This is a genomic window from Dyella tabacisoli (genome assembly GCF_003350925.1).
In the GTDB taxonomy this organism is placed as follows: domain Bacteria; phylum Pseudomonadota; class Gammaproteobacteria; order Xanthomonadales; family Rhodanobacteraceae; genus Dyella_C; species Dyella_C tabacisoli.
Genome location: NZ_KZ857177.1, coordinates 339,769 through 363,062, shown reverse-complemented (window position 1 = coordinate 363,062; position 23,294 = coordinate 339,769). Strand labels below are relative to the sequence as shown.

15 protein-coding genes are annotated in these 23,294 nt (G+C 60.4%); 11 read left to right on the top strand and 4 right to left on the bottom strand.

Going from position 1 to position 23,294, the window contains the following annotated elements:
- The first annotated feature begins 51 nt into the window (after window positions 1-51).
- The 7 genes from DVJ77_RS13455 to DVJ77_RS13425 all read left to right on the top strand — a co-directional run bounded on the left by DVJ77_RS13455 (window position 52) and on the right by DVJ77_RS13425 (window position 7,414).
- Entirely contained in the window at window positions 52-729 is a 678-nt protein-coding gene (locus DVJ77_RS13455; RefSeq protein WP_225427988.1) for an ABC transporter ATP-binding protein, read from the top strand.
- Complete coding sequence (locus tag DVJ77_RS13450) at window positions 726-1,703, top strand: efflux RND transporter periplasmic adaptor subunit (RefSeq protein WP_114846020.1); 978 nt, start codon at window positions 726-728, stop codon at window positions 1,701-1,703. The genes DVJ77_RS13455 and DVJ77_RS13450 overlap by 4 nt, the downstream gene beginning before the upstream one ends.
- The gene (locus DVJ77_RS13445; protein WP_114846019.1) at window positions 1,700-3,145 is read left to right on the top strand and encodes an efflux transporter outer membrane subunit; all 1,446 of its coding nucleotides are present in this window, start codon (window positions 1,700-1,702) and stop codon (window positions 3,143-3,145) included. The genes DVJ77_RS13450 and DVJ77_RS13445 overlap by 4 nt, the downstream gene beginning before the upstream one ends.
- Before the next feature lie 99 nt (window positions 3,146-3,244).
- The gene (locus DVJ77_RS13440; RefSeq protein ID WP_114846018.1) at window positions 3,245-4,042 is read left to right on the top strand and encodes a class I SAM-dependent methyltransferase; all 798 of its coding nucleotides are present in this window, start codon (window positions 3,245-3,247) and stop codon (window positions 4,040-4,042) included.
- 327 nt (window positions 4,043-4,369) lie between these two features.
- Window positions 4,370-5,866 (top strand): GGDEF domain-containing protein, encoded by a 1,497-nt coding sequence (locus DVJ77_RS13435; protein WP_162791481.1) that lies wholly within the window; start codon window positions 4,370-4,372, stop codon window positions 5,864-5,866.
- A 146-nt stretch (window positions 5,867-6,012) separates the two neighbouring features.
- Window positions 6,013-6,747, top strand: coding sequence for a 4'-phosphopantetheinyl transferase family protein (locus DVJ77_RS13430; RefSeq protein WP_162791480.1), 735 nt, complete (start codon window positions 6,013-6,015; stop codon window positions 6,745-6,747).
- A gap of 28 nt (window positions 6,748-6,775) precedes the next feature.
- A complete protein-coding gene (locus DVJ77_RS13425) occupies window positions 6,776-7,414 on the top strand; it encodes an isochorismatase family protein (RefSeq protein WP_318530921.1) in 639 nt (212 codons plus the stop codon).
- A gap of 9 nt (window positions 7,415-7,423) precedes the next feature.
- On the opposite strand, the gene DVJ77_RS13420 is transcribed toward DVJ77_RS13425, so the two are convergent.
- Window positions 7,424-7,960, bottom strand: coding sequence for a hypothetical protein (locus DVJ77_RS13420; protein ID WP_191983695.1), 537 nt, complete (start codon window positions 7,958-7,960; stop codon window positions 7,424-7,426).
- A gap of 206 nt (window positions 7,961-8,166) precedes the next feature.
- On the opposite strand from DVJ77_RS13420, the gene DVJ77_RS13415 reads away from it, so the two are divergent.
- Together DVJ77_RS13415 and DVJ77_RS13410 are read left to right on the top strand one after the other, a co-directional pair.
- Window positions 8,167-9,258 carry a sensor histidine kinase gene (locus DVJ77_RS13415; RefSeq protein WP_162791479.1) on the top strand — a complete coding sequence of 364 codons (1,092 nt, stop codon included), beginning with the start codon at window positions 8,167-8,169 and terminating at the stop codon, window positions 9,256-9,258.
- The gene (locus DVJ77_RS13410) at window positions 9,255-10,010 is read left to right on the top strand and encodes a LytR/AlgR family response regulator transcription factor (protein ID WP_114846013.1); all 756 of its coding nucleotides are present in this window, start codon (window positions 9,255-9,257) and stop codon (window positions 10,008-10,010) included. The genes DVJ77_RS13415 and DVJ77_RS13410 overlap by 4 nt, the downstream gene beginning before the upstream one ends.
- A gap of 46 nt (window positions 10,011-10,056) precedes the next feature.
- Here the strand turns inward: DVJ77_RS13410 and DVJ77_RS13405 are convergent, their stop codons facing one another.
- From DVJ77_RS13405 to DVJ77_RS13395, 3 genes are all read right to left on the bottom strand, one after another.
- Window positions 10,057-10,734, bottom strand: a complete 678-nt coding sequence (locus tag DVJ77_RS13405; RefSeq protein WP_114846012.1) for a type 1 glutamine amidotransferase domain-containing protein — start codon at window positions 10,732-10,734, stop codon at window positions 10,057-10,059.
- 83 nt (window positions 10,735-10,817) lie between these two features.
- On the bottom strand, window positions 10,818-11,852 hold the full coding sequence (locus tag DVJ77_RS13400) for an NADP-dependent oxidoreductase (RefSeq protein ID WP_114846011.1): 1,035 nt from the start codon (window positions 11,850-11,852) through the stop codon (window positions 10,818-10,820).
- 170 nt (window positions 11,853-12,022) lie between these two features.
- Window positions 12,023-12,628 carry a TetR/AcrR family transcriptional regulator gene (locus tag DVJ77_RS13395; RefSeq protein ID WP_114846010.1) on the bottom strand — a complete coding sequence of 202 codons (606 nt, stop codon included), beginning with the start codon at window positions 12,626-12,628 and terminating at the stop codon, window positions 12,023-12,025.
- Between the two features lie 546 nt (window positions 12,629-13,174).
- Here DVJ77_RS13395 and DVJ77_RS13390 point away from each other — a divergent pair.
- Window positions 13,175-21,829, top strand: coding sequence for a glycoside hydrolase family 94 protein (locus DVJ77_RS13390; protein ID WP_114846009.1), 8,655 nt, complete (start codon window positions 13,175-13,177; stop codon window positions 21,827-21,829).
- A gap of 46 nt (window positions 21,830-21,875) precedes the next feature.
- Window positions 21,876-23,282, top strand: coding sequence for a glucose-6-phosphate dehydrogenase (gene zwf, locus DVJ77_RS13385; RefSeq protein WP_114846008.1), 1,407 nt, complete (start codon window positions 21,876-21,878; stop codon window positions 23,280-23,282).
- Window positions 23,283-23,294 lie beyond the last annotated feature (12 nt).

Here is a 23,294-nt window from a genome sequence, read left to right as displayed (position 1 = left end):
ACTTCAGCAACCAAGACTTTATCGGCGATTTCCTGCCGCCGTCTGAGCAAGGTGTATGGGGCCAGCGAAACGGCCGTCCACGCGTTGCGCGGCATCGACCTGGACATACCGCTTGGCGGACTGAGCATGCTGGTCGGCCCTTCCGGTTGCGGCAAAACCACCCTCATTTCGGTGTTGGCGGGGATTCTCGACAAAACCGCAGGCGACTGTGTGGTGCTGGGCCAGGACATGGGCAACCTTTCGGCGCCGCAGAAAACCCGATGGCGTCGTGACCAGGTCGGCTTTGTGTTTCAGTCCTTCCACCTGATGCCTACGCTCACTGCGGTGGAGAACGCCGCCATACCGTTGCTGATTCAGGGCGTTGGACGCAGCAAGGCATTGGCCGGCGCCGCCGCCATGCTCAACCGTGTCGGCCTGGGACATCGCTTGTCGTCGTTACCTGGCGAACTCTCCGGCGGTCAACAACAACGGGTGGCCATTGCTCGCGCACTGGTGCACAGCCCACGCCTGGTCGTCTGCGATGAGCCGACCAGTGCGCTCGACCATGAAACAGGTCAGCAAATCATGCTGCTGCTGCGGGAGGTGGCTAACGAGGGCGATCGCGCGCTGGTTGTCGTCACCCATGATTCGCGTATTTTCGAATACGCCGATCTGATAGCGCAGATGGATGACGGTCGAGTTACTGAGATCAGGCAAGGTATCGCAGCGGCGGCTCCAGGACCTCTATGAAATTTTCTTCCCGCTGGGTGATTCCGGCCGTGGCGCTTGTCGGCATCGGAGTCATGGTCTACACCGTCGCCATGGGCGATACGAATTATCCCGTCAACAAGCCGATGGCCGAACCGCCGCGCAGCGAGTTCACGGAAACATTGGCCGGCGCCGGCCTGGTCGAACCGTTGAGCCAGAACATTGCTGTTGCCACGGCGGTTCCCGGTGTCGTCGAGCAGCTATGGGTAGCCGCCGGAAGCCACGTGAGCAAAGGCGACCGGCTGTTCTCCATCGACAGCCGCTCTCTGGCAGCGGAATGCCTGATGCGAGAGAGCGCCGTAGACGTCGCCTCGGCGCGGCTGGCCGAAACGCAAGTCGAGCTTGCCGAGGCCCGCGAAAAACTGGCCAAGGTCAGTCATCTAAGCGATGCGCGCGCCGTCAGCAAGGAGGAAGTATCACTACGTACGCGCGCCGTCGAAGCCGCGCTGGCTCGTATCGGCACGGCCAAGGCCGCGCTTGCCCAGGCCCGTGCCGCCGTCGCCCAGAGTCGTGTCGAACTTGATCGGCTTGTCGTCAAAGCGCCGGGCGACGGTGAAGTGCTGCAGCTAAATATCCGCGTCGGCGAGCAGGTCAGTCCCGGCCAGCAACTCGCTCCACTCATATTTGGCGACACCCGCCAACTGCATCTGCGCGTCGATATCGACGAGGCGGAAGCCTGGCGCTTCAAAGCCGGCGTCCCCGCCGTCGCCCATCTCAAAGGCAATGCCGCCGTTGAAATACCGCTGGAGTATGTACGCACCGAACCACTGGTGATTCCAAAGCATTCGCTGACCGGCGAAAGCACCGAGCGCGTAGACACCCGTGTCCTGCAAGTGGTGTATCTGCTCAAGCCCAGCCCGGCCCGTGTACATGTCGGCGAGCAGATGGATGTTTTCATTCAGGCGGAGCCGCGCCCGGTGGCGAAAGAAAATTCACCGCGTGGACGTTCATCGTGAAAGGCTGGCCCTTGGTGGTCGCGTTTGCACTGCTGGGAGCCATGTCCTGGCTATCTGGCTGCGCCGTCATGACCGAGCAAAAGCAGCCAGCCTCCGCGCCACTGCCCGCGGCATGGAACATTCCGGCGGAAGTGACGACAGCCGCCGGGACCATTGCACCCGACTGGTGGCGCGCCCTCGGCGACGAGACCCTCGATGCATTGATCGACCAGGCGCAACACAATAACCACGACCTGGCTGCGGCCACGGCCCGCCTGCGTGAAGCACGCGCCATGGCAAACGCCGCTGGAGCAAGCCTGCTGCCACGACTCGATCTGAGCACGACCGCTTCACGCCAGCGGCTTTCCAAAGAAGACGTCTATCCGCTGCCTCCCTCGCACACCAATCCATTCGGTCTTTATCGCGCCGGATTCGACGCATCCTGGGAACTGGATCTGTTCGGCGCCAACACGCACGAGCGCGACAGTGCGGTCTTTCAGGCGCAGTCCACGCTATACCGCCGTGAAGATTTTGCCCTGAGTCTGTCGGCGGAAGTCGCCGCCAGCTATATCAGACTCCGCGGCGCGCGGGTACAAGGCGCAGCCCTCGGACATCAAATCGAACTCGCCCGCGAAACGCTAAAGCTCGTCGAGGTCCGTAATCACGCCGGCCTGGTCAACGACCTGGATCGTTTGCAAGCAACCGAAATGCTGTCCTCGCTGGAGTCCGGTCGCGCGGACTACGACAGCGCGGAGCAGATCGAAATCCGCCGGCTCGCCACACTGACCGGCCTGTCATCGCGCGACCTCGACAACCGACTGATCGCCGCTTCGGTGCTGTCGCCCGAACCGCCAGGCCCTCCCATGGCTGTACCTGCAGCCTTGCTCGAACGTCGACCGGACCTGCGCGCGGTCGAACAATCACTGATGGCCAGCGTCGCCCAGGCCGGTAGCGCTGCCGCAGCTCGCTATCCCCACCTCGGCCTGATCGGCGGGCTCGGCTCATTGACTATCAATAGCAGCGACCTTTTCAGCGCGCCGACAAAAATCTGGAACGCCGGCCTGCGAGTGACCCTGCCGCTATGGGACCCTGCCATCGGGCCACGCATCGACGCTGCGAACGCACGCCTCGACCAGGCCGTCGCCGCATACGCCGCTGCCGCATCCCGCGCCGTGGAGGAAGTCGAAACCTCAGCTATTCGTCTGCACCAGACCCATCGGCAGATCCACGATCTTGAAACCGCTTGTGCCGCGGCGACCGACAGCGCCGATTTAGCCGCCTATCGCTACCGGCTTGGCCTGATCGACCTGCTCCCCGTTCTGGACGCCCAACGCCGCATGTACGCTCTGCAAAGCCGCCAGCTTGCCGCCACCGAAACCGCCTTGACGCAATGGATAGCGCTCAACAAGGCACTTGGCGGAGGATGGCGTCTTGAACCACGCATGGGAAAACCAGCCGCGTAGAACGCCGGCCAACCGGGTCACCGAATCGCCGCGCCATCGTTCCTTTGCCGGTTGCCGTCTGTGACGGCACTACCGCACTACCCGAAAAGCCGAGTCGTCATGAAGCCCATTTCAAAGACCGCGTTCTATTGTTGCGGCGTGAGAATGCAGGACGCGCAAAGCCCTGCCCCGGTATGCGGCGATCATTACGCCAAGCTATTCATGAACGAGCGCGGCCTACAGATCTTCGAAGCTTTCAAAGCAGAAAAGATGGCTAACGCGAACTGTGTTGCACGTGCGCGATTGATCGACGACCACCTGCGCCGCGAGCTCGCTTCCAACCCCGATCTTCTCGTCGTCACCATCGGCGCGGGCTTCGACAGCAGACCGTTCCGGTTGACTGGCGGCATGTGGCTGGAATTGGACGAGCCCGCGGTTATCTCCTACAAGAACCAGCGGCTTCCCGTGGCCGACTGCCCAAATCGGCTGCAACGCATTGCGATCGATTTTGCAAGCGACTCCCTCGCTGAGAAGCTGGCGCCCTTTTCAGGGCACGGGTCGATCGTATGCGTCGTCGAGGGCGTTCTAAGCTACCTCGACCCATCGGCGAGCCAGCATCTTGTACATGTCCTGCGCAGCGTATTTCCCAAGCACAAGCTGATCTGCGACCTGATGACCCGGAGGTTTTTGAACACCTACGGACGATCGATGCGAAGCAAAATTTCCGCCATCGGCGCTACGCTGACGGCGGTGGATGAACCCGAGCGGCTTTTCGATACCCAGAGTTATCGGATGCTTTATATGACCTCGATATCCCGCGGCGCCATTGAATTGGGGCTGATAAGACTGCCGCGATTCTTGCTCAACGTCCTGCCCATGCTTGCGTCCGGCTACGCGGTTTATCTGTTCGAAGCCTGATCCGGCGGTGACGGAATAGGTTACGCCAGTCGATTCAAACGATTGATACACAGGCCGCCGAGGGCGGTGCATACCGCGTCCGCCATGGCGACCGGGATGCCGTCTGTGTCACGTACCGGTGTGGATGACCCGGCTTTTGTTCATTAAAGTGTTGCCAAACCCCACCCTGAGGATGTAACAAAAAGTACCCGTGGCCTGGAGCCTGTTCAAAACCATAGACCCATAAGCACCTCACTGACCTTTGCATCGAGTTTGCCGGGTTTATCGCGAAAGCTGCCTTCGGCGGTCAGCCGTTCGAAGCCTTATCTGACTGCTATGGACGCTGGAATGCCTCTGCCGAAGATCGAACTGGCCCTTGCTTGTGCATTTCTCGCGCTCCACGCGCTAGCCATCGCTGTCTTTCCGCAGCACCTGATGGCGGTGTCCTATCCATTCCTGATCGCCGCCCCGTTGCTGGCCACCGGCACCATGCTGCGACGTGGCCTTATTGACGGGTTCGCGCTCGACAAGGGCTGGATTCTGGCGGGGGCAAGCATGCTGCTCTGGACCATCGGCATGCTGATGAGTGCCGCTTCGGAGCTACTCCTGGACACTCATAATCTGACGCCGGGGGCCATCATGCTGGTCTATATCCTGTACGGCGTACCGATTACCTATGCCGCCTCAGGAGCCAATGAGGAGCGCGAATCGCTCGTGGTTAGAACAGCCGACGCCATCATGGCGATCTCATTGGGCTATCTGTTTTACCTGTACACCTTCTCGCTGACCAGCTTGCACGGGGCGCCGGATTCGAAACATGCGCAGTTAGTCGTGCTGATGTTCGATCTGGAAAACCTGTTTCTTGCCGTCTGTTGCACGATTCGCTATTTCGCCGCCGAAACGTATCAGGCACGGCGGCTGTTCAGCATATTGGCGGCCTATACCATCGCCTATCTGATCGCGGCCATTTATTACAACCACGTGCTTGCGCTCGATCAGGCCAATGTCGGCAGCTATCCCGCGCTGTGGGTCATCGAGATGCCTTTCCTGCTGGTTTTCGTGCTCGGCTGGCGATATGCCTTACCGGCCAGCATGACGCCTCGGAGCCCCATGTTGATTCGCGTGATTCGTAGCGGCAGTCCCCTGATGCTGGCACTGGCGGTGCTGCTCACCTCGCTGTTCGTGCTCAACAGCCATTTCTATCTTGGTGTGATCGGCGTGATCGTCGCGCTGATTGGTTATGGCGTACGCAGCACGCTGACTCAGGCGCGTCATATCGCCGTCGAAGATGCCTTGCGTCACGACCGCGATGAGCTGGAAGACCTGGCGCTGGAAGACAGCCTCACCCAGACGCCGAACCGGCGCGCGTTCGACCTGGCGTTGCAACGGGAGTGCGCCCGCGCGGCCCGCTCCGGCCAGCCGGTCAGTCTGCTGATGATCGACATCGACCATTTCAAGGCCATCAACGACCGTTTCGGCCATTTGGTCGGCGATCAATGCCTGCGCATGATCGCAAGTGAACTACGCAAGGCGTTACGCCGGCCTACCGACTTACTGGCCCGCTTTGGCGGCGAAGAATTTGCGATCTTGTTGCCTGACACGGATCTGGCTGGCGCACAGGCCGTGGCGGCGCTGGTCCGTACCGGGGTTCGTGCGCAGGCCATTGCCAACCCCGACAGCCGCCATGACATCGTCACCGTCAGTATCGGCATCGCCGTTTCTGTCATGAGTGCCGATGAAACTCATACCGACCTGCTGGCGCGCGCCGACAAGGCTCTGTACGAAGCCAAGCGCAACGGCCGCGATCGCATCGAGCATGCGGCGCTTCCCGAAGCCAACGCGTAAAAGCCTGCTCAAGATCTCTGGGTAGCCCGCTCGATAACAGCATCACAACGACATCACGCGGCTTGTAGTCGTATGACTTTCGACGGCGCATCATCCCGATTGTTTTTAGCATGCGTTCAAAATCACATGCTGCTTTAAGGTATCCCATGCACGACGCTGCCGGCCTGCCAGCATCACCTCAAGCATGGTCGCCGCCGCTTAGCTCCGAGGCACTACGCCAACACCTGTCCCTTCCAGCAACGGTGGGGCTGTCGTCGCTGCCGCTGAGCGTGCTGGATCAGCCCCTTCCGGTCTACCCGCAGCTCCCGTCTACGTTGAGCAGAGCAGTAAATAAACGTCGCCGCGAATATCAGACGGGCCGACTCTGCGCCTGCGCGGCGCTGCGCAATGCGGGCTATCCGCATGACGCCTACCCAGACATGGGCGAGGATCGTTTGCCGCTATGGCCGAACGGCTGGCTGGGCAGCATCAGCCATAGCGGCGACTATGCGATGGCTGCGGCAGCTCCGCAGTCGACCTGTATCGCCCTGGGCATCGATATACAGCAACGAGTCGCGTTAAAGGCGCTGATGGGTACTCAATCCCTCGTCGCGCAGCCCGGCGAATTGGCGCAACTGGAAAGCTTTGACGCAGTCACCCGGTTACTGCTGGTTTTTTCCGCGAAAGAATCGCTTTACAAAGCACTCTATCCACAGGTGCGGCGCATTCTGGATTTCGATGCGGCCGAACTCATCCAGGCCGACGCACAGGTGCTCGAATTTCGACTGACATGCGATTGGTCGTCATGCTGGGACACCGGTAAGCGCATCAGTGTGCGTTACGTCGTCTTTGACGAATACATCGTTACGGCGACTTATCTATCCGACCGCCATTCAACCTAAGCCTCTTGTCGAGAGCCATCCTTCGACCATGGAACGCACCATGCCAGGAATTCCGCGGATTGAGCCGTATTCCATGCCGGCCCGCTCTTTGCTGCCGATCAATATCGCCAGTTGGAAGATAGATCCGCAGCGGGCCGTATTACTCGTGCACGATATGCAACGGTATTTTATTCGGCCGATCCCCTTCGATAACCCGCGCTCCACGCTTTTGCGCAATACAGCCATCCTTCGCCGGCGCTGCCTGTCGCTGGGTGTCCCAACGGCGTTCGCCGCTCAGCCTGGCGGCATGACCGTAAGCCAACGTGGCCTTTTGAAGGACTTCTGGGGACCCGGCATGGACATGGACCCGCTTGATCGCGGGGTCGTCGACGAACTCATGCCCAGCCGCGAAGACTGGCTGTTGACGAAGTGGCGCTACAGCGCGTTCTGGCAATCAGACCTGTTGCAACGCATGCGAAATGCAGGCCGCGATCAACTTATCATCTGCGGCGTCTACGCGCATATCGGCGTATTGATGACCGCGGCCGAAGCCTTCTCCAACGATATCGAGACCTTTATTGTCGGCGACGCCATCGCGGATTTTTCGCTCGATCGCCATCTCATGGCCTTGGAATACGCGGCGCAATGCTGCGCCGTCATCGTCGCGGCCAACGAAGTGCTGACCTGACGCAAGCCGCTAATCGGCGGTCGACGCGAGGCCTTCAAGAGATTGGCCTATCCGCCTGATAGATGCACGAGATGCACTGAAAGCGATGATCGGCCCGATGACGACGATATGCATGGCAAGCTCTGCGATGAAGGACATCGTGGTGCTCTTGAATGCAGGAGCGAACGATAGCGGGAGGACGATTTCATGCATGACGGCATAGATGATAAGGCCATAAAAAAGCCCTCCCATGAGCGGCCGCCGAACCAACGCGCCCAGCCTGCGACTCGCGAGGAAATAGATCGAGGCGGCGACAAAGATGATCGAGAAATGCAACGCGCAACCTAGCGCCGCCGATGCGATGCCTTCGCGAAATGCTTTCATACCCAGAAGGCCGCTGGCGACCGATTGCGGTATGGCGATCATCGGAACGCCTCTCATCGCCCCCGCCAAGATCGCATAGGTAAGATCCACAGCACCGGCCAAGGCGCTGCCCATGGCGATGACGGACCAAGCCGGCAAGCCACTCTCTGGACTATTACGTTTCAAATTATTTTTGGAGTTCATAGCTTTGCTGCGCACCATCGATGTTTATCTAAGAATCTGCGATAGACGATATGCGCCCGTACAGACCTGGCGCGACCGTCAGACAGAACGTATTTATTGGCCTGGCCCGATGCAATCAAACATCGGCGAGCGGACCGGAAATGTCGGTCGAGCGGTACCCAACCCCCTTCCTGATGACCGCACAAAAGTGCACTCTGTGCGCCACCATGATCGACGCATTCAAATCCAGCCCTAAGCGGCTCTGGTTACTTCAAATCATCGGGTGGCTAGGATTCGGCCTGATAAGTGCACTTGCCGCGCTGCAGTTCAAGAACGCCCGCCCACTACTCATCTACTTCGCCGGTATGACATGGGCCGGCTATTGGGCAACGTTTCCGCTACTGGCCTTTTGTCGATGGCTCTCCAAGTCGGGGATGTCCTGGACCAAGATTATTTTGCTCACGGTGGGATCCTGCTACGTGCTGGGGGCGGTGTGCTCGTTGACCGGCGCTATCCTTGAAGCCTGGCTCGGACACCCGGCGCAGGCCGGCACGTGGCGCTCGGTACTCTTTGTGGGGGTTACCAATGCCATCGCGCCCATGATTATGCTCATCGCATGGGCCGGCATTTACTTCGGCCTGCGCCAATGGGAAGAGGCCGGCAAGCAAGAACGACGCACCCTGCGCAGCGAAGCTCTCGCGCGAGACGCTGAATTGAGAGCGCTGCGCTACCAGATCACTCCGCATTTTCTATTCAATACGTTGAACGGAATCTCGACACTCGTTGGCGAAGGAGAGATCCAACCCGCCCGCAATATGATCTCGCTTCTCGCGGAGTTCCTTCGATCCACGCTGGAGCCGACCGATCGTGGCGATGTAACCATCGCGGAGGAATTGAGGCAGGTACGGCAGTACATCGCCATCGAGCAGATCCGTCTGGGCGACCGTATGCACGTTTCGATCGATGCCGACCCGGATCTGATGGACGTTGCAGTACCGCATCTCCTGTTGCAGCCATTGGTTGAAAACGCAATCAGGCACGGCATCGCCCCGCTGGTCAATGGCGGCAAGCTATCGCTGGTTATTTCCGCAGAAGGCCCGTTCGCGCGGATGCGCATACACAACACCTATGTTCCCAGGCAGGAAATACATCGGCGTGCTATCTCCGCACCCGCCGGAGTCGGCCTCGCCAACACTCGCGAACGGCTGATGACCCGCTACGGCACCGCTCATTACTTCTCGGCCTCGGGTGACCCGTCTGACGGATGGAGCGTTGTGTTGGATGTTCCTCGTGACACCACTGAAAAACTGCACTCATGATAAAGACGATCATCGTCGACGATGAATCACTCGCACGAAGAGGCGTTCGTGTCTGCCTGCGACATGCGCTCGATGTGCAGGTTGTCGCCGAGGCAGACTCAGGCTGGGATGCGATCGAGAAAATCACCGCGTTCAAGCCCGACCTTATATTTCTCGATGTGCAGATGCCGGGTATGGACGGCTTCGAGATGCTGGCCAAGCTCCCTTCTGATGCGATGCCGTTGATTATTTTTCTGACGGCCCACGATGACTATGCGCTGCAGGCTTTCTCGGTACATGCCATGGACTACGTGCTTAAACCGATAGACGATCAACGCTTCGATAAAGCACTCGATTCGGCGCGAACACGGCTTGCCGACCGACGTGCCGGCGAGCAACTGGCCAGCATCAAGGGGCTGCTACTGGCTAAAGACGCCGAGCAGAAAAGCCAAACCCGGCCGGACCATTTCGTCACCAAGTCCGGCACAAAAACATTCATGCTTGAACACAGTGACGTCGATTGGATCGAGGCCTCCGGCGATTATGTAACCCTGCATGCCGGCAAGCGATCTTATTTGATACGAGAAACAATGGATTCATTGGAGCGGCAACTAGACCCCGCCAGATTCATCCGCATTCACCGCTCCACCATGATTGCGCTGAACAGATTGAGCGGATACAACCTGCTCCCCTCGCGGGATGCTTTGGTTACGCTCAAAGACGGCACGGTGGTACGCGCCAGCCGACGTTATCGGCGACGCATACCTATGTGACCCCTAGCCTGGCCCGGTAGATGAAGTACTGGCGGGGCAAACTCGCTCAGACAAGCTGTTTGAGCATTGCCTGCGCCGCCGCTTCCGACGATGCCGGGTTCTGCCCGGTAATCAACAGGCCGTCGGTCACGACATAGGATTGCCAATCCTCTTTCTTGGAATAAATACCGCCATGCTGGGTAAGCATGTCCTCCACCAGAAATGGCACGATCTTGGTCAGGCCCACCGCTGCCTCTTCGGTATTGGTGAAGCCGGTTACCGCCTTGCCCTGCACCAGCGGCTTGCCATCGGCTGTTTTGGCGTGACGCAATACGCCGGGCGCATGACAGACAGCCGCGACCGGCTTGCCGGCAGCAATGGTTGTTTCAATCAAGGCGATGGAAGCCGCATCTTCGGCTAGATCCCATAGCGGGCCGTGTCCGCCCGGATAAAACACGGCGTCGTAGTCTTCGGCGGAAATCTCGGCGAGCTTCTGCGTATGGGCCAAAGCCGTCTTGGCGGCTGAATCGGCTTCGAAGCGGCGAGTGGTATCGGTTTGAGATGCCGGCTCGTTGCTCTTCGGATCGAGCGGCGGCTGCCCACCCTTGGGTGACGCCAAGGTGATCTGTGCGCCGGCATCCTTGAACGCGTAATAAGGAGCAGCAAACTCCTCCAGCCAGAAGCCGGTCTTTTCGCCGGTATGGCCGAGCTGGTCGTGCGAGGTCAACACCATCAGTATTTTCATGTCGGTATCCAGGTGAATCGATGTACGAAGTCACCGCTTCACACTCGAAGCCGGTGACCGTGTTTGATTGAATCAGGGCTGCATCAACGATCGGCGACGCGCACCACGACCTTGCCGAAATTCTCGCCGGCGAGCAGGCCGATAAAGGCTTGCGGCGCTTGCTCCAGGCCATCGACAAGGTCTTCGCGGATCTGCACCTTGCCTTCGGCAACCCACCCGCTCATCTCGCGAAAGAAACCCGCGAACTCCGTGGCGTAATGATCCAGAATGATGAAACCCTGCATCGTGATGCGCTTGGTCAGGATCACCGAGGCCAGTAACGGCAACCGATTCGGTCCCGGCGGCAGCGCCGTATCGTTGTAGTTGGCGATCAGTCCGCACACCGGTATACGGGCACCGTTATTGAGTAGCGGCAACACCGCATCGAAAACGGCACCACCCACGTTTTCGAAATACACGTCGATGCCGCCTGGACACGCGACGGCAAGCTTTTCGGCAAACGCCGGATCGCGACGATCGATGCAGACATCGAAACCCAGCGTGTCGACGACGTAGCGACACTTCTCTTCACCGCTGGCAATACCCACCACACGACAGCCTTTGAGCTTGGCGATCTGCCCCACCACTGAACCCACGGCACCACTGGCGGAAGCGACGACTACGGTCTCCCCCGCCTTGGGCTTACCGATCGTCAAGAGACCGTAGTAAGCAGTGAAGCCCGGCATGCCCAGTACGCTGAGTGCATAGGAAGGATGGCTGATCTTCGATCCCAATTTCATCACGCCATTACCATCGGAAAGTGCGTAGTCCTGCCACCCGCCCTCATTGAGTACCAAGTCGCCCACCTGAAAATCTGCGTGATTCGATGCCTCGACCCGGCTGACCGTGCCGCCGACCATCACCGCGTCCAGTTCTACCGGCGGGGCGTACGACGGCCGATCGCTCATGCGTCCGCGCATATACGGGTCCAGCGATAAATACAGGGTGCGCAGCAGCACCTGACTATCGGCTGGCGCCGGCACTGCCGTGCGCTCAAGGCGGAAATCCTCAGCGGTAGGCACACCGACAGGGCGCGCATTCAAGACAATCCGGCGATTGATGACTTCAGTTTTCGACATGGCTATTAACTCGATTGGCGAGAGAGATCGGAGAGGAAGATCGGAGATCCGGCGTCGAACAGGTACCTGCTTACGGTTTGCGCATACAAAAATAGACCAGTCGTCTATTCATTGGATAAAACAGGGCTACTCGAAAACATGGCACCACACCGCAGCGCGATGCTTCAGCGTTAAGTGCCGCCAGGGATAAGTAAGAGTTGTCGCGTCGTAGCCATCGCTGTCACGAGTGGATTACGGTTGCGAGTGATCTTGGCGAGCAGACTGGCGCCCAACCAAAGCTCATAAAGCGCCATCGCATGGCTGTGAGCGTTCCAGGTACCCATGAGCGAACCGTCGGCGACGCCTGCCTCGATGCAAGCAGCCAATCGTTCAACAATCTGCTGGGTGCCCCGCTGCAGCACGGTACGCATCGCTTCGGAAAGATCGCTGACCTCCGCCCCGAGTTTCACCGCCAGGCATTTACCTTCAGGATCGTCGCTGGCCTGCGTTTCGAGCCAATACGAAAAGTAATTCAGCAAGCGATCGGCAGCGGTCGTCCCAGGCTTGGTCAGCAAAGCATCGAGATACCCCATGTACTCCGAGAAATAGGCCTCGAGCAGCGCCTCGCCGAACGCCTCTTTGGATTCGAAGTAATGGTAGAAGGAACCCTTGGGAACCTTCGCCACACTCAGGATCTCGGTCAGGCCCACCGCTGAGAATCCCTTGCGCCCCATGATTAACTGGGCGGTCTGCAGGAGGTGTAGGCGGATATCGGAAGGTACGGCGGCAACGTTCATGGCGACGCACTTTATCCTAGATTAGACCGGTCGTCTAGTAACCGGAAACGTATCGGCCGCACTCCAAGGCCGCGGCACCGCAAGGGTGGCGGCTAACCACCAGCCTCCCCTGGTCGCCCTTGTGAATCCCCAGTTCATGGGGAACCCGATATTGACAGCACTTGCCGCCTTTCGATGGCCGCTATAGCGCTTCAGGTTTGTCGGCCACGCAAGATCAAGCAACAGAAATACCGCGTGTTGAAGTGATCTTGCTGTAGTGTCAGGACAGTGCTCGTGAAGTCGCAACCTCCATCCGGTTGCCTGCCCTCTCCTGCCCCTTACTGCTTAGCCTTCTGCCCATCGCGACGATGTCGGCACGAACTTCGGCGTTCGCCTCGGCATACAGACCCATGTCCTCGTAAAGCATGCATCGTGCCCAGCATTCAACAGAATTTTCACGTATTTACCGGTAAGTCAGACAAGTTCGCCGACGCTATGTAGCTATCGCTTGCGGTCCACGCGCGAGTGGAAAGGTCGCCATACACCTCGAAAGGAAAGTTGGCTTCGATGATTAGCAGCGCACTCGATTTTCTCAAGCTGCGGCGCTTGAATGCCTTTCGCCGCCGCCGTGCTGCATCACGCACCAAACCCGAACAAGAGCCGGCACTGCGCTCGGAGCTGTTCAGCGCGGACCAGATGGAGCGGCACGGCCAGACGCTGGCCGGCCAGCATCGATTGAGTCCACGTGCCAGCGCCAACCTGTTGCTGGCTCGGCTGGCCGACAACGAAGCGGTGCTGATTCATACCTGCGAAGGGCTTACGGCGGCAACCCGGCGCAAGCGGCGGATCACTCCGGCAGGTGAATGGCTGCTGGACAATTTCTATCTGATCGAAGAACAAGTACGCATTGCGCGGCGACATCTGCCGCACGGCTACAGTCGCGAACTGCCACGGCTGGAACACGGGCCTTCGACCGGCCTTCCGCGGGTATACGACATCGCGCTGGAAATCATTTCGCACGGCGATGGCCGTGTCGACACCGCCAGCCTGACTCGCTTCGTCGGCGCCTACCAAACCGTCACCCCGCTCAAGCTGGGCGAGTTGTGGGCCATTCCGATCATGCTGCGGTTGGCGCTGATCGAAAATCTGCGCCGGGTTGCCGCGCGCGTGATGGCAGATTGGCGCTACCGCGGTAGAGCTGCACGCTGGGCCGACAGCATGATCGCCATCGCCGAGAGCGACCCCAAGAGTGTGGTGCTGGTGGTCGCCGACATGGCCCGCTCAAAGCCACCCATGACAGGACCATTCGTTGCCGAAATGGCGCGCCGGTTACAAGGGCAGAGCCCGGCGCTGGCGTTGCCGCTGAGCTGGATCGAACAACGCTTGTCCGAGTCCGGTCAGAGCATCGAACATCTGGTGCAGTTGGAGGCGCAACAGCAAGCCGCCGATCAAGTGTCCATCGGCAACAGCATTGGCAGCTTGCGTGCCTTGTCGGCCATCGACTGGCGCGACTTTGTCGAACACACCAGCGCGATTGAAGAGCGGCTGCGCGAAGACCCCGCCGGCATCTACGCGACGATGGATTTCGCTACGCGCGACCGTTATCGCCACGTGGTGGAAACCCTGGCGCGCAACACCCCACTGTCCGAGCAAGAGGTTGCCGCGGCAGCCATCGAATTATGTCGGGCCGGCACAGTAACCACGGCCACGGCGTCACCGGATCGACACGTCGGGTTTTATCTGATCGATCAAGGGCGTCGCCTACTGGAGCAAAAACTTGGCCTGCGACCTACGCCAACCGAAATGCTGCACCGGCTATTCGATAGAGCACCGTTATCGATCTACCTGGGCCTGTTGGCGCTACTGACGTTTTTGTTGGCGCGATCGCTGGTACTCGCCGCCACGCACGATCAACTGCGGATATGGCCGTTGCTGGGAATCGCGATTCCCGCGGCCATTCTCGCCAGCCAGTTGGCGCAGAGCCTGCTCAATTGGCTGGCCACCCTGACGATCACTCCGCGACTGTTGCCACGTATTGATTATTCCAAAGGCATCCCGGCGAGCGCACGCACTATGGTGGTGGTTCCCAGCATGCTTGCCAGTACGCAAGATATCGAGGATCTGGTCGAAGCACTGGAGGTACGTTTTCTCGGCAATCGAGACCCCAACCTGCACTTTGCCCTGCTCACCGATTTCACCGATGCGGCCAGTGAAACACTGCCTGAAGACGCCGCGCTGATGCGGCTGGCGCGACAACGCATTGACGCGCTCAACGAAAAGTATGTTCGCACCGGTATCGATCGATTTTTTCTGTTTCATCGCCCTCGGCAGTGGAATGCCACCGAACGATGCTGGATGGGCCACGAGCGCAAGCGCGGCAAGCTGGCCGAACTCAACGCGCTGCTGCGCGGTAACCCGCATGATCGCTACGCGCTGATCGTCGGCAACATCGCGACGCTCCCCGCGGTGAAATACATCATCACCCTGGACACCGACACCCAGCTCCCACGCGACTCGGCGCATGAGTTCATCGGCACGATCGATCATCCGCTCAATCGCGCGGTCTACGACCCTGAACGTCGCCGAGTGATCGCCGGCTACGCGATCTTGCAGCCACGTGTGGGCATCAGCCTGCCCAGCACGGCACGCTCACGCTATGCGCAATTGTATGGCAGCGATGCGGGCATCGACCCCTATACGCAAATGGTGTCTGACGTCTATCAAGACGTCTTCAAGGAAGGCTCGTTCATCGGCAAAGGCATCTACAACATCGATGCATTCGAGCTTACGCTGGAAGGCCGTTTTCCCGAGAACAGTATTCTCAGCCATGACCTGATCGAAGGTTGCCATGCCCGCTCGGGCCTGATTAGCGACGTACAACTGTATGAGGAATATCCGGCTCGCTACAGCGCCGATGTCAAACGACGGCACCGCTGGATTCGCGGCGACTGGCAATTACTGCCATGGCTGCTGCCGTGGGCTCCCAGTGCCCATGAGGGCTGGCGAAAAAATGCGCTGACCGCACTGTCGCGCTGGAAGATTCTCGACAACCTGCGCCGCAGCCTGGTATCGCCGGCGCTGCTGGCATTATTGATACTTGGCTGGCTGACTTTGACACCGGTTCTTTCGTGGACGCTGGCCGTGTTGGCGATGGTGTTGATTCCACCCGCGCTGTCCGCGTTGCTGGACCTATTGCAAAAGCCGCGCGAGGTACAGTTGGATCAACACCTGCGCGCCGCGCTGCGCGCCACGGGTCAACATCTTGCACGCATGGCGCTGGCGCTGGCGTGGCTGCCGCACGAAGCGCTCTACCACCTCGATGCCATCATCCGCACGCTGTGGCGCATGCTGGTCAGCCGACGCCACTTATTGCAGTGGCAAACCTCCAGCGATGTCGAACGGCATAGCAGCAACACGTTGAACTCGCTCTTACGCGTGATGTGGATCGGCCCGTCGTCGGCCTTACTATTGAGCGTGGTCTTGGCACTGCATCGCCCATGGGTGCTGACGCTGGCTGGGCCGTTGCTACTGCTATGGCTGCTTTCGCCCTGGATCGCATGGCGGATAAGCAAGCCACGCGCACAGGTGGAGTTCGTACCGAGCGCAACCCAGCAGCGATTTCTGCGCACCCTCGCACGCAAGACCTGGGCGTTCTTCGATACGCATGTCGGTCCAGCCGATCACTGGCTGCCGCCGGATAACCTGCAGGAGCAACCCGTACTCGCCTTGGCGCACCGCACCTCGCCGACCAATATCGGATTGGCGCTGCTGGCCAATCTGGCCAGCTACGATTTTGGCTTCCTCAGCACCGGGCGTCTGCTTGAACGCACGTCAGGGACTCTCGCCACGATGGAAAAGTTAGCGCGTCATCGCGGGCATTATTACAACTGGTACGACACGCTGAGCTTGCAGCCGCTGGCGCCGCTGTATGTCTCGGCAGTGGATAGCGGCAACCTGGCCGGACATCTGCTGACGTTACGCCCCGGCCTGCTCGCGCTGATCGATGAGCCGGTGTTCCAGCCGCGCGTACTGCAAGGTCTGCTCGATACACTCGATGTGCTGCGCGAGACACTCGATAACGCCGATGCCGTAGCGTTGAATCCATGGCATCAGGAGCTGCAAGAAGCGCTGGTCATACCACCCGCCACCAGCCAGGCGGTCATGCCACTACTGCAGCGGCAACTGGACCGTGCCGTTGCACTGGCGAAAACGCTCACCACCCTGCCCGGCAGCGATGCGGAATTCTGGCTCGACGCGCTGGTCAGCCAATGCCATGACTTGTGCGATGAGGCCGTGGCCTTCCATCTCCCTCCGAGGCCGGGCGATAACGCCAACGTCAGCGGTCACTTTACCCTGCTCCAACTGGCCCAGATCGAGCCATTGCAATGGCCTGCTGAAGCGGGTGTCGAAGCGCTGCGTACTCGGGCACGCGAACGCATCGCCAGGCTGAAACAACTCGCGCAGCAGGCCGGCAAATTGGCGCTGATGGATTACCGTTTTCTGTATGACAGCGCGCGCGACTTGCTGGCCATCGGTTACAACGTCGACGAGCGCAGGCTCGACGCGAGTTACTACGACTTGCTCGCGTCGGAAGCGCGACTGGCCAGTTTTGTAGCGATCGCCCAAGGCCAGATACCGCAAGACAACTGGTTTTCATTGGGTCGACTGCTGACCACCAGCGGTGGCGAACCGGTGTTGCTGTCGTGGTCCGGCTCGATGTTCGAATATCTGATGCCCATGCTGGTGATGCCCAGCTACGAAGGCACCCTGCTCGACCAGACCTGTCGCGCGGCGGTGGCGCGGCAAATCGAGTACGGCAATCAGTTGAATGTGCCGTGGGGCGTTTCCGAGTCGGGCTACAACATGCTCGATGCTCACTTCACTTATCAGTACCGCGCATTCGGCGTACCGGGCCTGGGACTCAAGCGCGGGCTCGGCGACGACCTGGTGATTGCCCCCTACGCCACCGCGCTGGCGATGATGGTGGCGCCAGCAGCAGCCACTCGTAATCTGCAGCGATTGGCCGAAACCGGCGCGCAAGGCCGCTTCGGCCTGTACGAGGCCATCGATTACACCCCGGCGCGACTGCCACTCGGGCAAAGCTCGGCCCTGGTGCGCTCGTTTATGGCGCATCACCAGGGCATGAGCTTGCTGGCGCTGGACTACGCGCTGCTGGATCGACCGATGCAGCGGCGCTTTGAATCCGATCCGCCATTTCGTGCCACCAGCTTGCTGCTGCAAGAACGTATTCCGCGGACTGCGTCGGAATATCTGCACGCATCCCTTTTCCCCGAAATGAACGGGAATCCGCACGTGACCGAAGCCCGATTGCGCGTATTCACCGACCCCGATCGATCGCAACCTGCCTTGCAATTGCTGTCGAACGGCCGTTACCACGTCATGGTCAGCAGCGCCGGCGGCGGCTACAGCCGGTGCCGCGACCTGGCGGTGACACGCTGGCGCGAGGACATCACCAGCGATAACTGGGGCATGTTCTGTTACCTGCGCGATGTAGCCAGCGGTGCTTACTGGGCTACCGCGTATCAACCGACGTTGAAAAAAACCGAGTTGTTCGAGGCGATCTTCTCCGATGCCCGCGCCGAGTTCCGGGTACGCGAACGCGACTTCGACGCGCACACCGAAATCGTGGTGTCACCCGAAGACGACATCGAGCTGCGCCGTACCCGCATCACCAATCGCAGCCGCACCCGGCGCACGATCGAGCTGACCAGCTATGCCGAAGTGGTGCTGGCGCCACCGATGACCGATACGGTGCACCCCGCTTTCAGCAAGTTGTTCGTGCAGACTGAACTCATACCTGAGTTGCAAGCCATCGTATGCAGCCGACGGCCACGCTCCAACGACGAAGCGATACCGTGGATGTGCCATCTGCTTGCGGTCCACGATGCCGACATTGATGAGATTTCCTACGAAACCGATCGCGCCCGCTTCATCGGCCGCGGCCGCAGCGTGGCGCAGCCACTCGCCATGGGTACCGCGGAGGACTCGCATCCACGGCTATCCAACAGCGCAGGCTCGGTACTCGACCCCGTCGTGGCGATTCGCTGCCGCATCACGCTGGACCCCGAGCAGTCGGTTACGGTGGACATGGTCACCGGCTTGAGCGACAGCCGTGCCGATTGCCTCCACCTGATCGAGAAATACCGCGACCGCCATCTCGCCGACCGCGTGTTCGATCTGGCCTGGACGCATAGCCAGGTGATGCTGCGGCAGCTCAACGCCAGCCTGGCCGATGCCCAGTTATACGAACACATGGCGACCTCGATCATTTATCCCCATGCAAGCCTGCGCGCCGAGCCAGGCATCCTGCTGAGCAACCGCCGCGGGCAGTCTGGCTTGTGGGGCCAGGCGATCTCCGGCGACCTGCCGATCGTGCTGCTGCAAATTGCCGACCCGGCACGTATCGAACTGGTGCGCCTGCTCGTGCAAGCGCACGCCTACTGGCGGCTCAAGGGGCTGGCGGTGGATCTGGTGATCTGGAACGAGGATCGCGTCGGCTATCGGCAGGAGTTACAAGATCAGATCATGGGGTTGATCGCCTCCGGCAGCGAGGCCAGTTTGCTGGATCGCCCCGGTGGCATTTTCGTGCGTCCGGCCCAACAACTATCCAGCGAAGACCGCATCGTGGTGCAGGCGAGCGCGCGGATCATCTTGTCCGACAGTCGAGGCAGCCTGGTCGAGCAGATCAATCGGCGCCGAATCGAAACGCAGGCTCCACGCTTCCGGCCCAGTCGCGCGCGGCATACGACGATGCCCGTGCCGGGGGCGCTCGCATTGACCGAGCAGCGCGCGAATACCCTGCGACTAAGCCATCCATACGGCGGCTTCAGTGCGGATGGCCGCGAGTATGTGATTACCCTGCGCGCCGGCCAGACCACCCCTGCGCCATGGGCCAACGTACTGACCAACCCGAACTTCGGTACGGTGATTTCCGAAAGCGGCGGTGCCTATAGCTGGGGCGAGAACGCGCACGAGTTTCGACTCTCGCCCTGGCACAACGATCCGGTCAGCGATGCCAGCGGCGAGGCGCTATACCTGCGCGACGAGGAAACCGGCCACGTGTGGTCGCCCACACCGCTGCCTTGCCGCGGCAGCGGTGATTATGTGACTCGGCACGGCTTCGGCTACAGCGTCTTTGAGCATAGCGAGGATGGCATTTACTCCGAACTCTGGGTTTATGTGGCGCTGGACGCATCGGTCAAATTCTCGCGCCTGCTGCTGCGCAACGATTCAGATCAGCCGCGCCAACTGTCGATCACCGGTTATGTCGAATGGCTGCTGGGCGATCTGCGCGAGAAAACCGCCATGCATGTAGTGACCGAATCGGATCCGTCCAGCGGTGCCTTGTTTGCCCGCAACGCGTACAACACCGAGTTTCCCAACCGCGTTGCATTTTTCGACGTGGGCGATCCCGGTCGCGGCATCAGCGGCGATCGCAGCACCTTTCTCGGCCGCAACGGTAGCGCTCGCGCGCCGGCCGAACTCGGTCACGCCCATTTGTCCGGCCGCCTTGGTGCCGGACTCGACCCCTGTGCGGCACTCCAAGTCAAAGTCGAACTAGATGAAGGCGAGCAGCGCGAAGTGATCTTTCGGCTCGGGCTGGGTCGCGATGCCGCCGATGCCAGTTCGCTGGTGCAACGCTTCCGCAGCAACGGCGCAGCGGCCGATGCGCTGAATAAAGTGCGTGATTACTGGCATCGCACCTTGGGTACGGTGCAGGTCAAAACGCCGGAGCCGGCCGTCGATGTACTTGCCAATGGTTGGCTGCTTTACCAGACCATCGCCTGCCGCTTCTGGGCACGCAGCGGCTATTACCAATCCGGCGGCGCGATCGGCTTCCGCGATCAGTTGCAAGACTCGATGGCTATGATCCATAGCGCGCCACAAAATGCACGCCAGCAGTTGCTGCTGTGCGCGGCGCATCAATTCCCCGAAGGCGATGTGCAGCACTGGTGGCACCCGCCAATGAATCGCGGCGTGCGCACGCATTGTTCCGATGATTTCCTGTGGTTGCCGCTGGCCACCAGCCGCTATGTGCTGGCCACCGCCGACATCGGTGTACTGGATGAAATCGCCGGCTATATCGAAGGGCGCCCGGTTCAACCCGACGAAGAGTCTTATTACGACCTGCCCCAGTCCTCGAACTTGCGCGAGCCGCTGTACCAGCATTGTGTGCGTGCGATCGAGCACAGCCTGCGGCGCGGCGTACACGGCTTGCCGCTGATGGGTGGTGGCGACTGGAACGACGGCATGAACCGCGTCGGTGAAGGCGGTCGCGGCGAAAGCGTATGGCTGGGCTTCTTCTCTTGCGAGGTGTTGACACGCTTCGCCGACGTGGCCCGGCTACACCATGACGAAGCCTTCGCGCAGCGTTGCGAAGCAGAAGTCGCCGCGCTGCGCAGTGCACTGGAACAACATGGCTGGGATGGCGCATGGTACCGCCGCGCCTACTTCGACGACGGCACGCCTTTGGGTTCGAGCAGCAACGACGAATGCCGCATCGACTCGATCGCGCAGAGCTGGTCGGTGCTGTCCGGCGCGGCCGAACCGGCCCGCCAGCATCAGGCGATGGCGGCGCTCGATCAGCACCTGGTGCGCCGCGATGCCGGCCTGGTGCAATTGCTCGACCCGCCCTTCGACCGTTCCGCGCTCGACCCCGGCTACATCAAGGGTTATGTGCCCGGCGTGCGTGAAAACGGCGGTCAGTACACCCATGCCGCGATCTGGGCGACGATGGCCTTCGCCGAGCTGGGCGACAGTGCGCGCGCATGGGAGCTGCTGCGCATGATTAACCCGATCAGCCATAGCAGCGACGCCGCGAAACTGGACATCTACAAGGTCGAGCCCTATGTCGTCAGCGCCGACGTTTATGCGGCCGAACCGCACGTCGGCCGCGGCGGCTGGAGCTGGTATACCGGCTCGGCTGGCTGGATGTACCGCTTAATCATCGAGTCGCTGCTCGGCTTGCGGCTGGAGGCGGGGCGTTTGCGCTTTGCCCCGGTACTGCCCGCCGACTGGGACCATTTCACCTTGAATTACCGCTATCGGGACACCCTGTATCAGGTCAACGTACGACAAAGTGCCGTTGGCACGACCGGCACCGTGTGGCTCGATGGCGTAATACAAGCCGATGGCCGCATCACCCTGGTCGATGACGGGCTTGAGCACAACATCGAACTCAATCACCCTTGCATATCTTGAACTTCACCCACAGCAACCTTACCGCCCATAGGAAAGAGCCATCGTCATGGCGATATCTCAATCGGATGCCCTGGTTTTTTTCGGCGCCACCGGCGACCTGGCCTACAAGAAGATCTTTCCCGCCCTGCAGGCCATGGTGCTCCACGACGGGCTGGACCTGCCGATTATCGGCGTCGCCCACTCGGGCTGGACGCTGGATCAATTGCGTCAGCGCGCCCATGACAGTCTGCTGCAATCGGCGAAGGATCAAGGCCGCGACATGGATGAGGCCGCCTTCGCAAAGCTCTCGGCACAACTGCAATATATCGACGGCGATTACAACGACCCTGCCACGTTTGCGCAGTTGAAGCAGATGCTCGGCCGCGCCAGCCGCCCCCTGCATTACCTGGCGATACCGCCGAGCCTGTTTGGAACCGTCACCAAGGGCTTGCAGCAAGCCGGCTGCGCCGAGAACGCGCGGGTGGTGGTGGAAAAGCCGTTTGGCCGCGACCTGGCCTCGTCACAACAGCTCAACCGCATGCTGCACGAGGTATTCCCCGAGTCGGCGATCTTCCGCATCGATCACTATCTGGGCAAAGAGGCGGTACAAAACCTGCTGTATTTCCGCTTCGCCAACACCTTTCTCGAACCGATCTGGAACCGCAACTACGTCGACAGCGTGCAGATCACCATGGCCGAAAACTTCGGCGTGGCCGGCCGTGGCGCGTTCTATGACGATATCGGTGCGATTCGAGACGTGCTGCAGAACCATCTACTGCAGGTGACCTCGCTATTGGCGATGGATTCGCCGGTCGGCCATGACCCCGAATCGTTACGCGCGGAAAAACTGCGCTTGTTTCGCGCGATGCGCCCGATCGATCCGCAGCAGGTCGTGCGCGGCCAGTTCAAAGGCTACCTTGAGGTCGAAGGTGTCGCGGCCGATTCCAATAGGGAGACCTTCGTGGCGCTATGTCTGCACATCGACACTTGGCGCTGGGCTGGCGTGCCGTTCTATATCCGCGCCGGCAAGAATCTGCCGATCACCACCACCGAGGTGATGGTAAAGATGAAAGCGCCGCCGCTGCCGATCTTCGACCAGATCGGCCCGGCGCAATCGAACTACTTCCGTTTCCGGCTTAGCCCGGAGGTGGTCATTGCCGAAGGCGCCATGGTCAAACAGCCCGGCGAGCTGATGCAGGGCGAACCGGTGGAATTGGTTGCCCGGCATCATGCGGAGCCGGAGAAATCACCGTACGAACGACTGCTCGGCGATGCGGTTCGCGGCGATAACTCCTTGTTCAGCAGCGACGAATGTGTCGAGGCGGCCTGGGCCGTCGTCGACCAGGTGCTAAGCCATGAAGGCATAGTGAGTATTTACGAACCCGGTAGCTGGGGGCCCCCAGCAGCGGCACGGCTAGTCAGCGGCGCCGATGGCTGGCACGATCCCGAGCCTGAGCTGAGCAGGCCCTGCTAACGTGAATCTAAT

Coding starts and splice junctions, on each gene's coding strand:
- DVJ77_RS13400 (WP_114846011.1), bottom strand. CDS start 11,852: ATGTCGAAAACTGAAGTCATCAATCGCCGGATTGTCTTGAATGCGCGC.
- DVJ77_RS13440 (WP_114846018.1), top strand. CDS start 3,245: ATGAAGCCCATTTCAAAGACCGCGTTCTATTGTTGCGGCGTGAGAATG.
- DVJ77_RS13410 (WP_114846013.1), top strand. CDS start 9,255: ATGATAAAGACGATCATCGTCGACGATGAATCACTCGCACGAAGAGGC.
- DVJ77_RS13395 (WP_114846010.1), bottom strand. CDS start 12,628: ATGAACGTTGCCGCCGTACCTTCCGATATCCGCCTACACCTCCTGCAG.
- DVJ77_RS13415 (WP_162791479.1), top strand. CDS start 8,167: ATGATCGACGCATTCAAATCCAGCCCTAAGCGGCTCTGGTTACTTCAA.
- DVJ77_RS13420 (WP_191983695.1), bottom strand. CDS start 7,960: ATGAACTCCAAAAATAATTTGAAACGTAATAGTCCAGAGAGTGGCTTG.
- DVJ77_RS13405 (WP_114846012.1), bottom strand. CDS start 10,734: ATGAAAATACTGATGGTGTTGACCTCGCACGACCAGCTCGGCCATACC.
- DVJ77_RS13450 (WP_114846020.1), top strand. CDS start 726: ATGAAATTTTCTTCCCGCTGGGTGATTCCGGCCGTGGCGCTTGTCGGC.
- DVJ77_RS13425 (WP_318530921.1), top strand. CDS start 6,776: ATGGAACGCACCATGCCAGGAATTCCGCGGATTGAGCCGTATTCCATG.
- DVJ77_RS13435 (WP_162791481.1), top strand. CDS start 4,370: ATGCCTCTGCCGAAGATCGAACTGGCCCTTGCTTGTGCATTTCTCGCG.
- DVJ77_RS13430 (WP_162791480.1), top strand. CDS start 6,013: ATGCACGACGCTGCCGGCCTGCCAGCATCACCTCAAGCATGGTCGCCG.
- DVJ77_RS13390 (WP_114846009.1), top strand. CDS start 13,175: ATGATTAGCAGCGCACTCGATTTTCTCAAGCTGCGGCGCTTGAATGCC.
- zwf (WP_114846008.1), top strand. CDS start 21,876: ATGGCGATATCTCAATCGGATGCCCTGGTTTTTTTCGGCGCCACCGGC.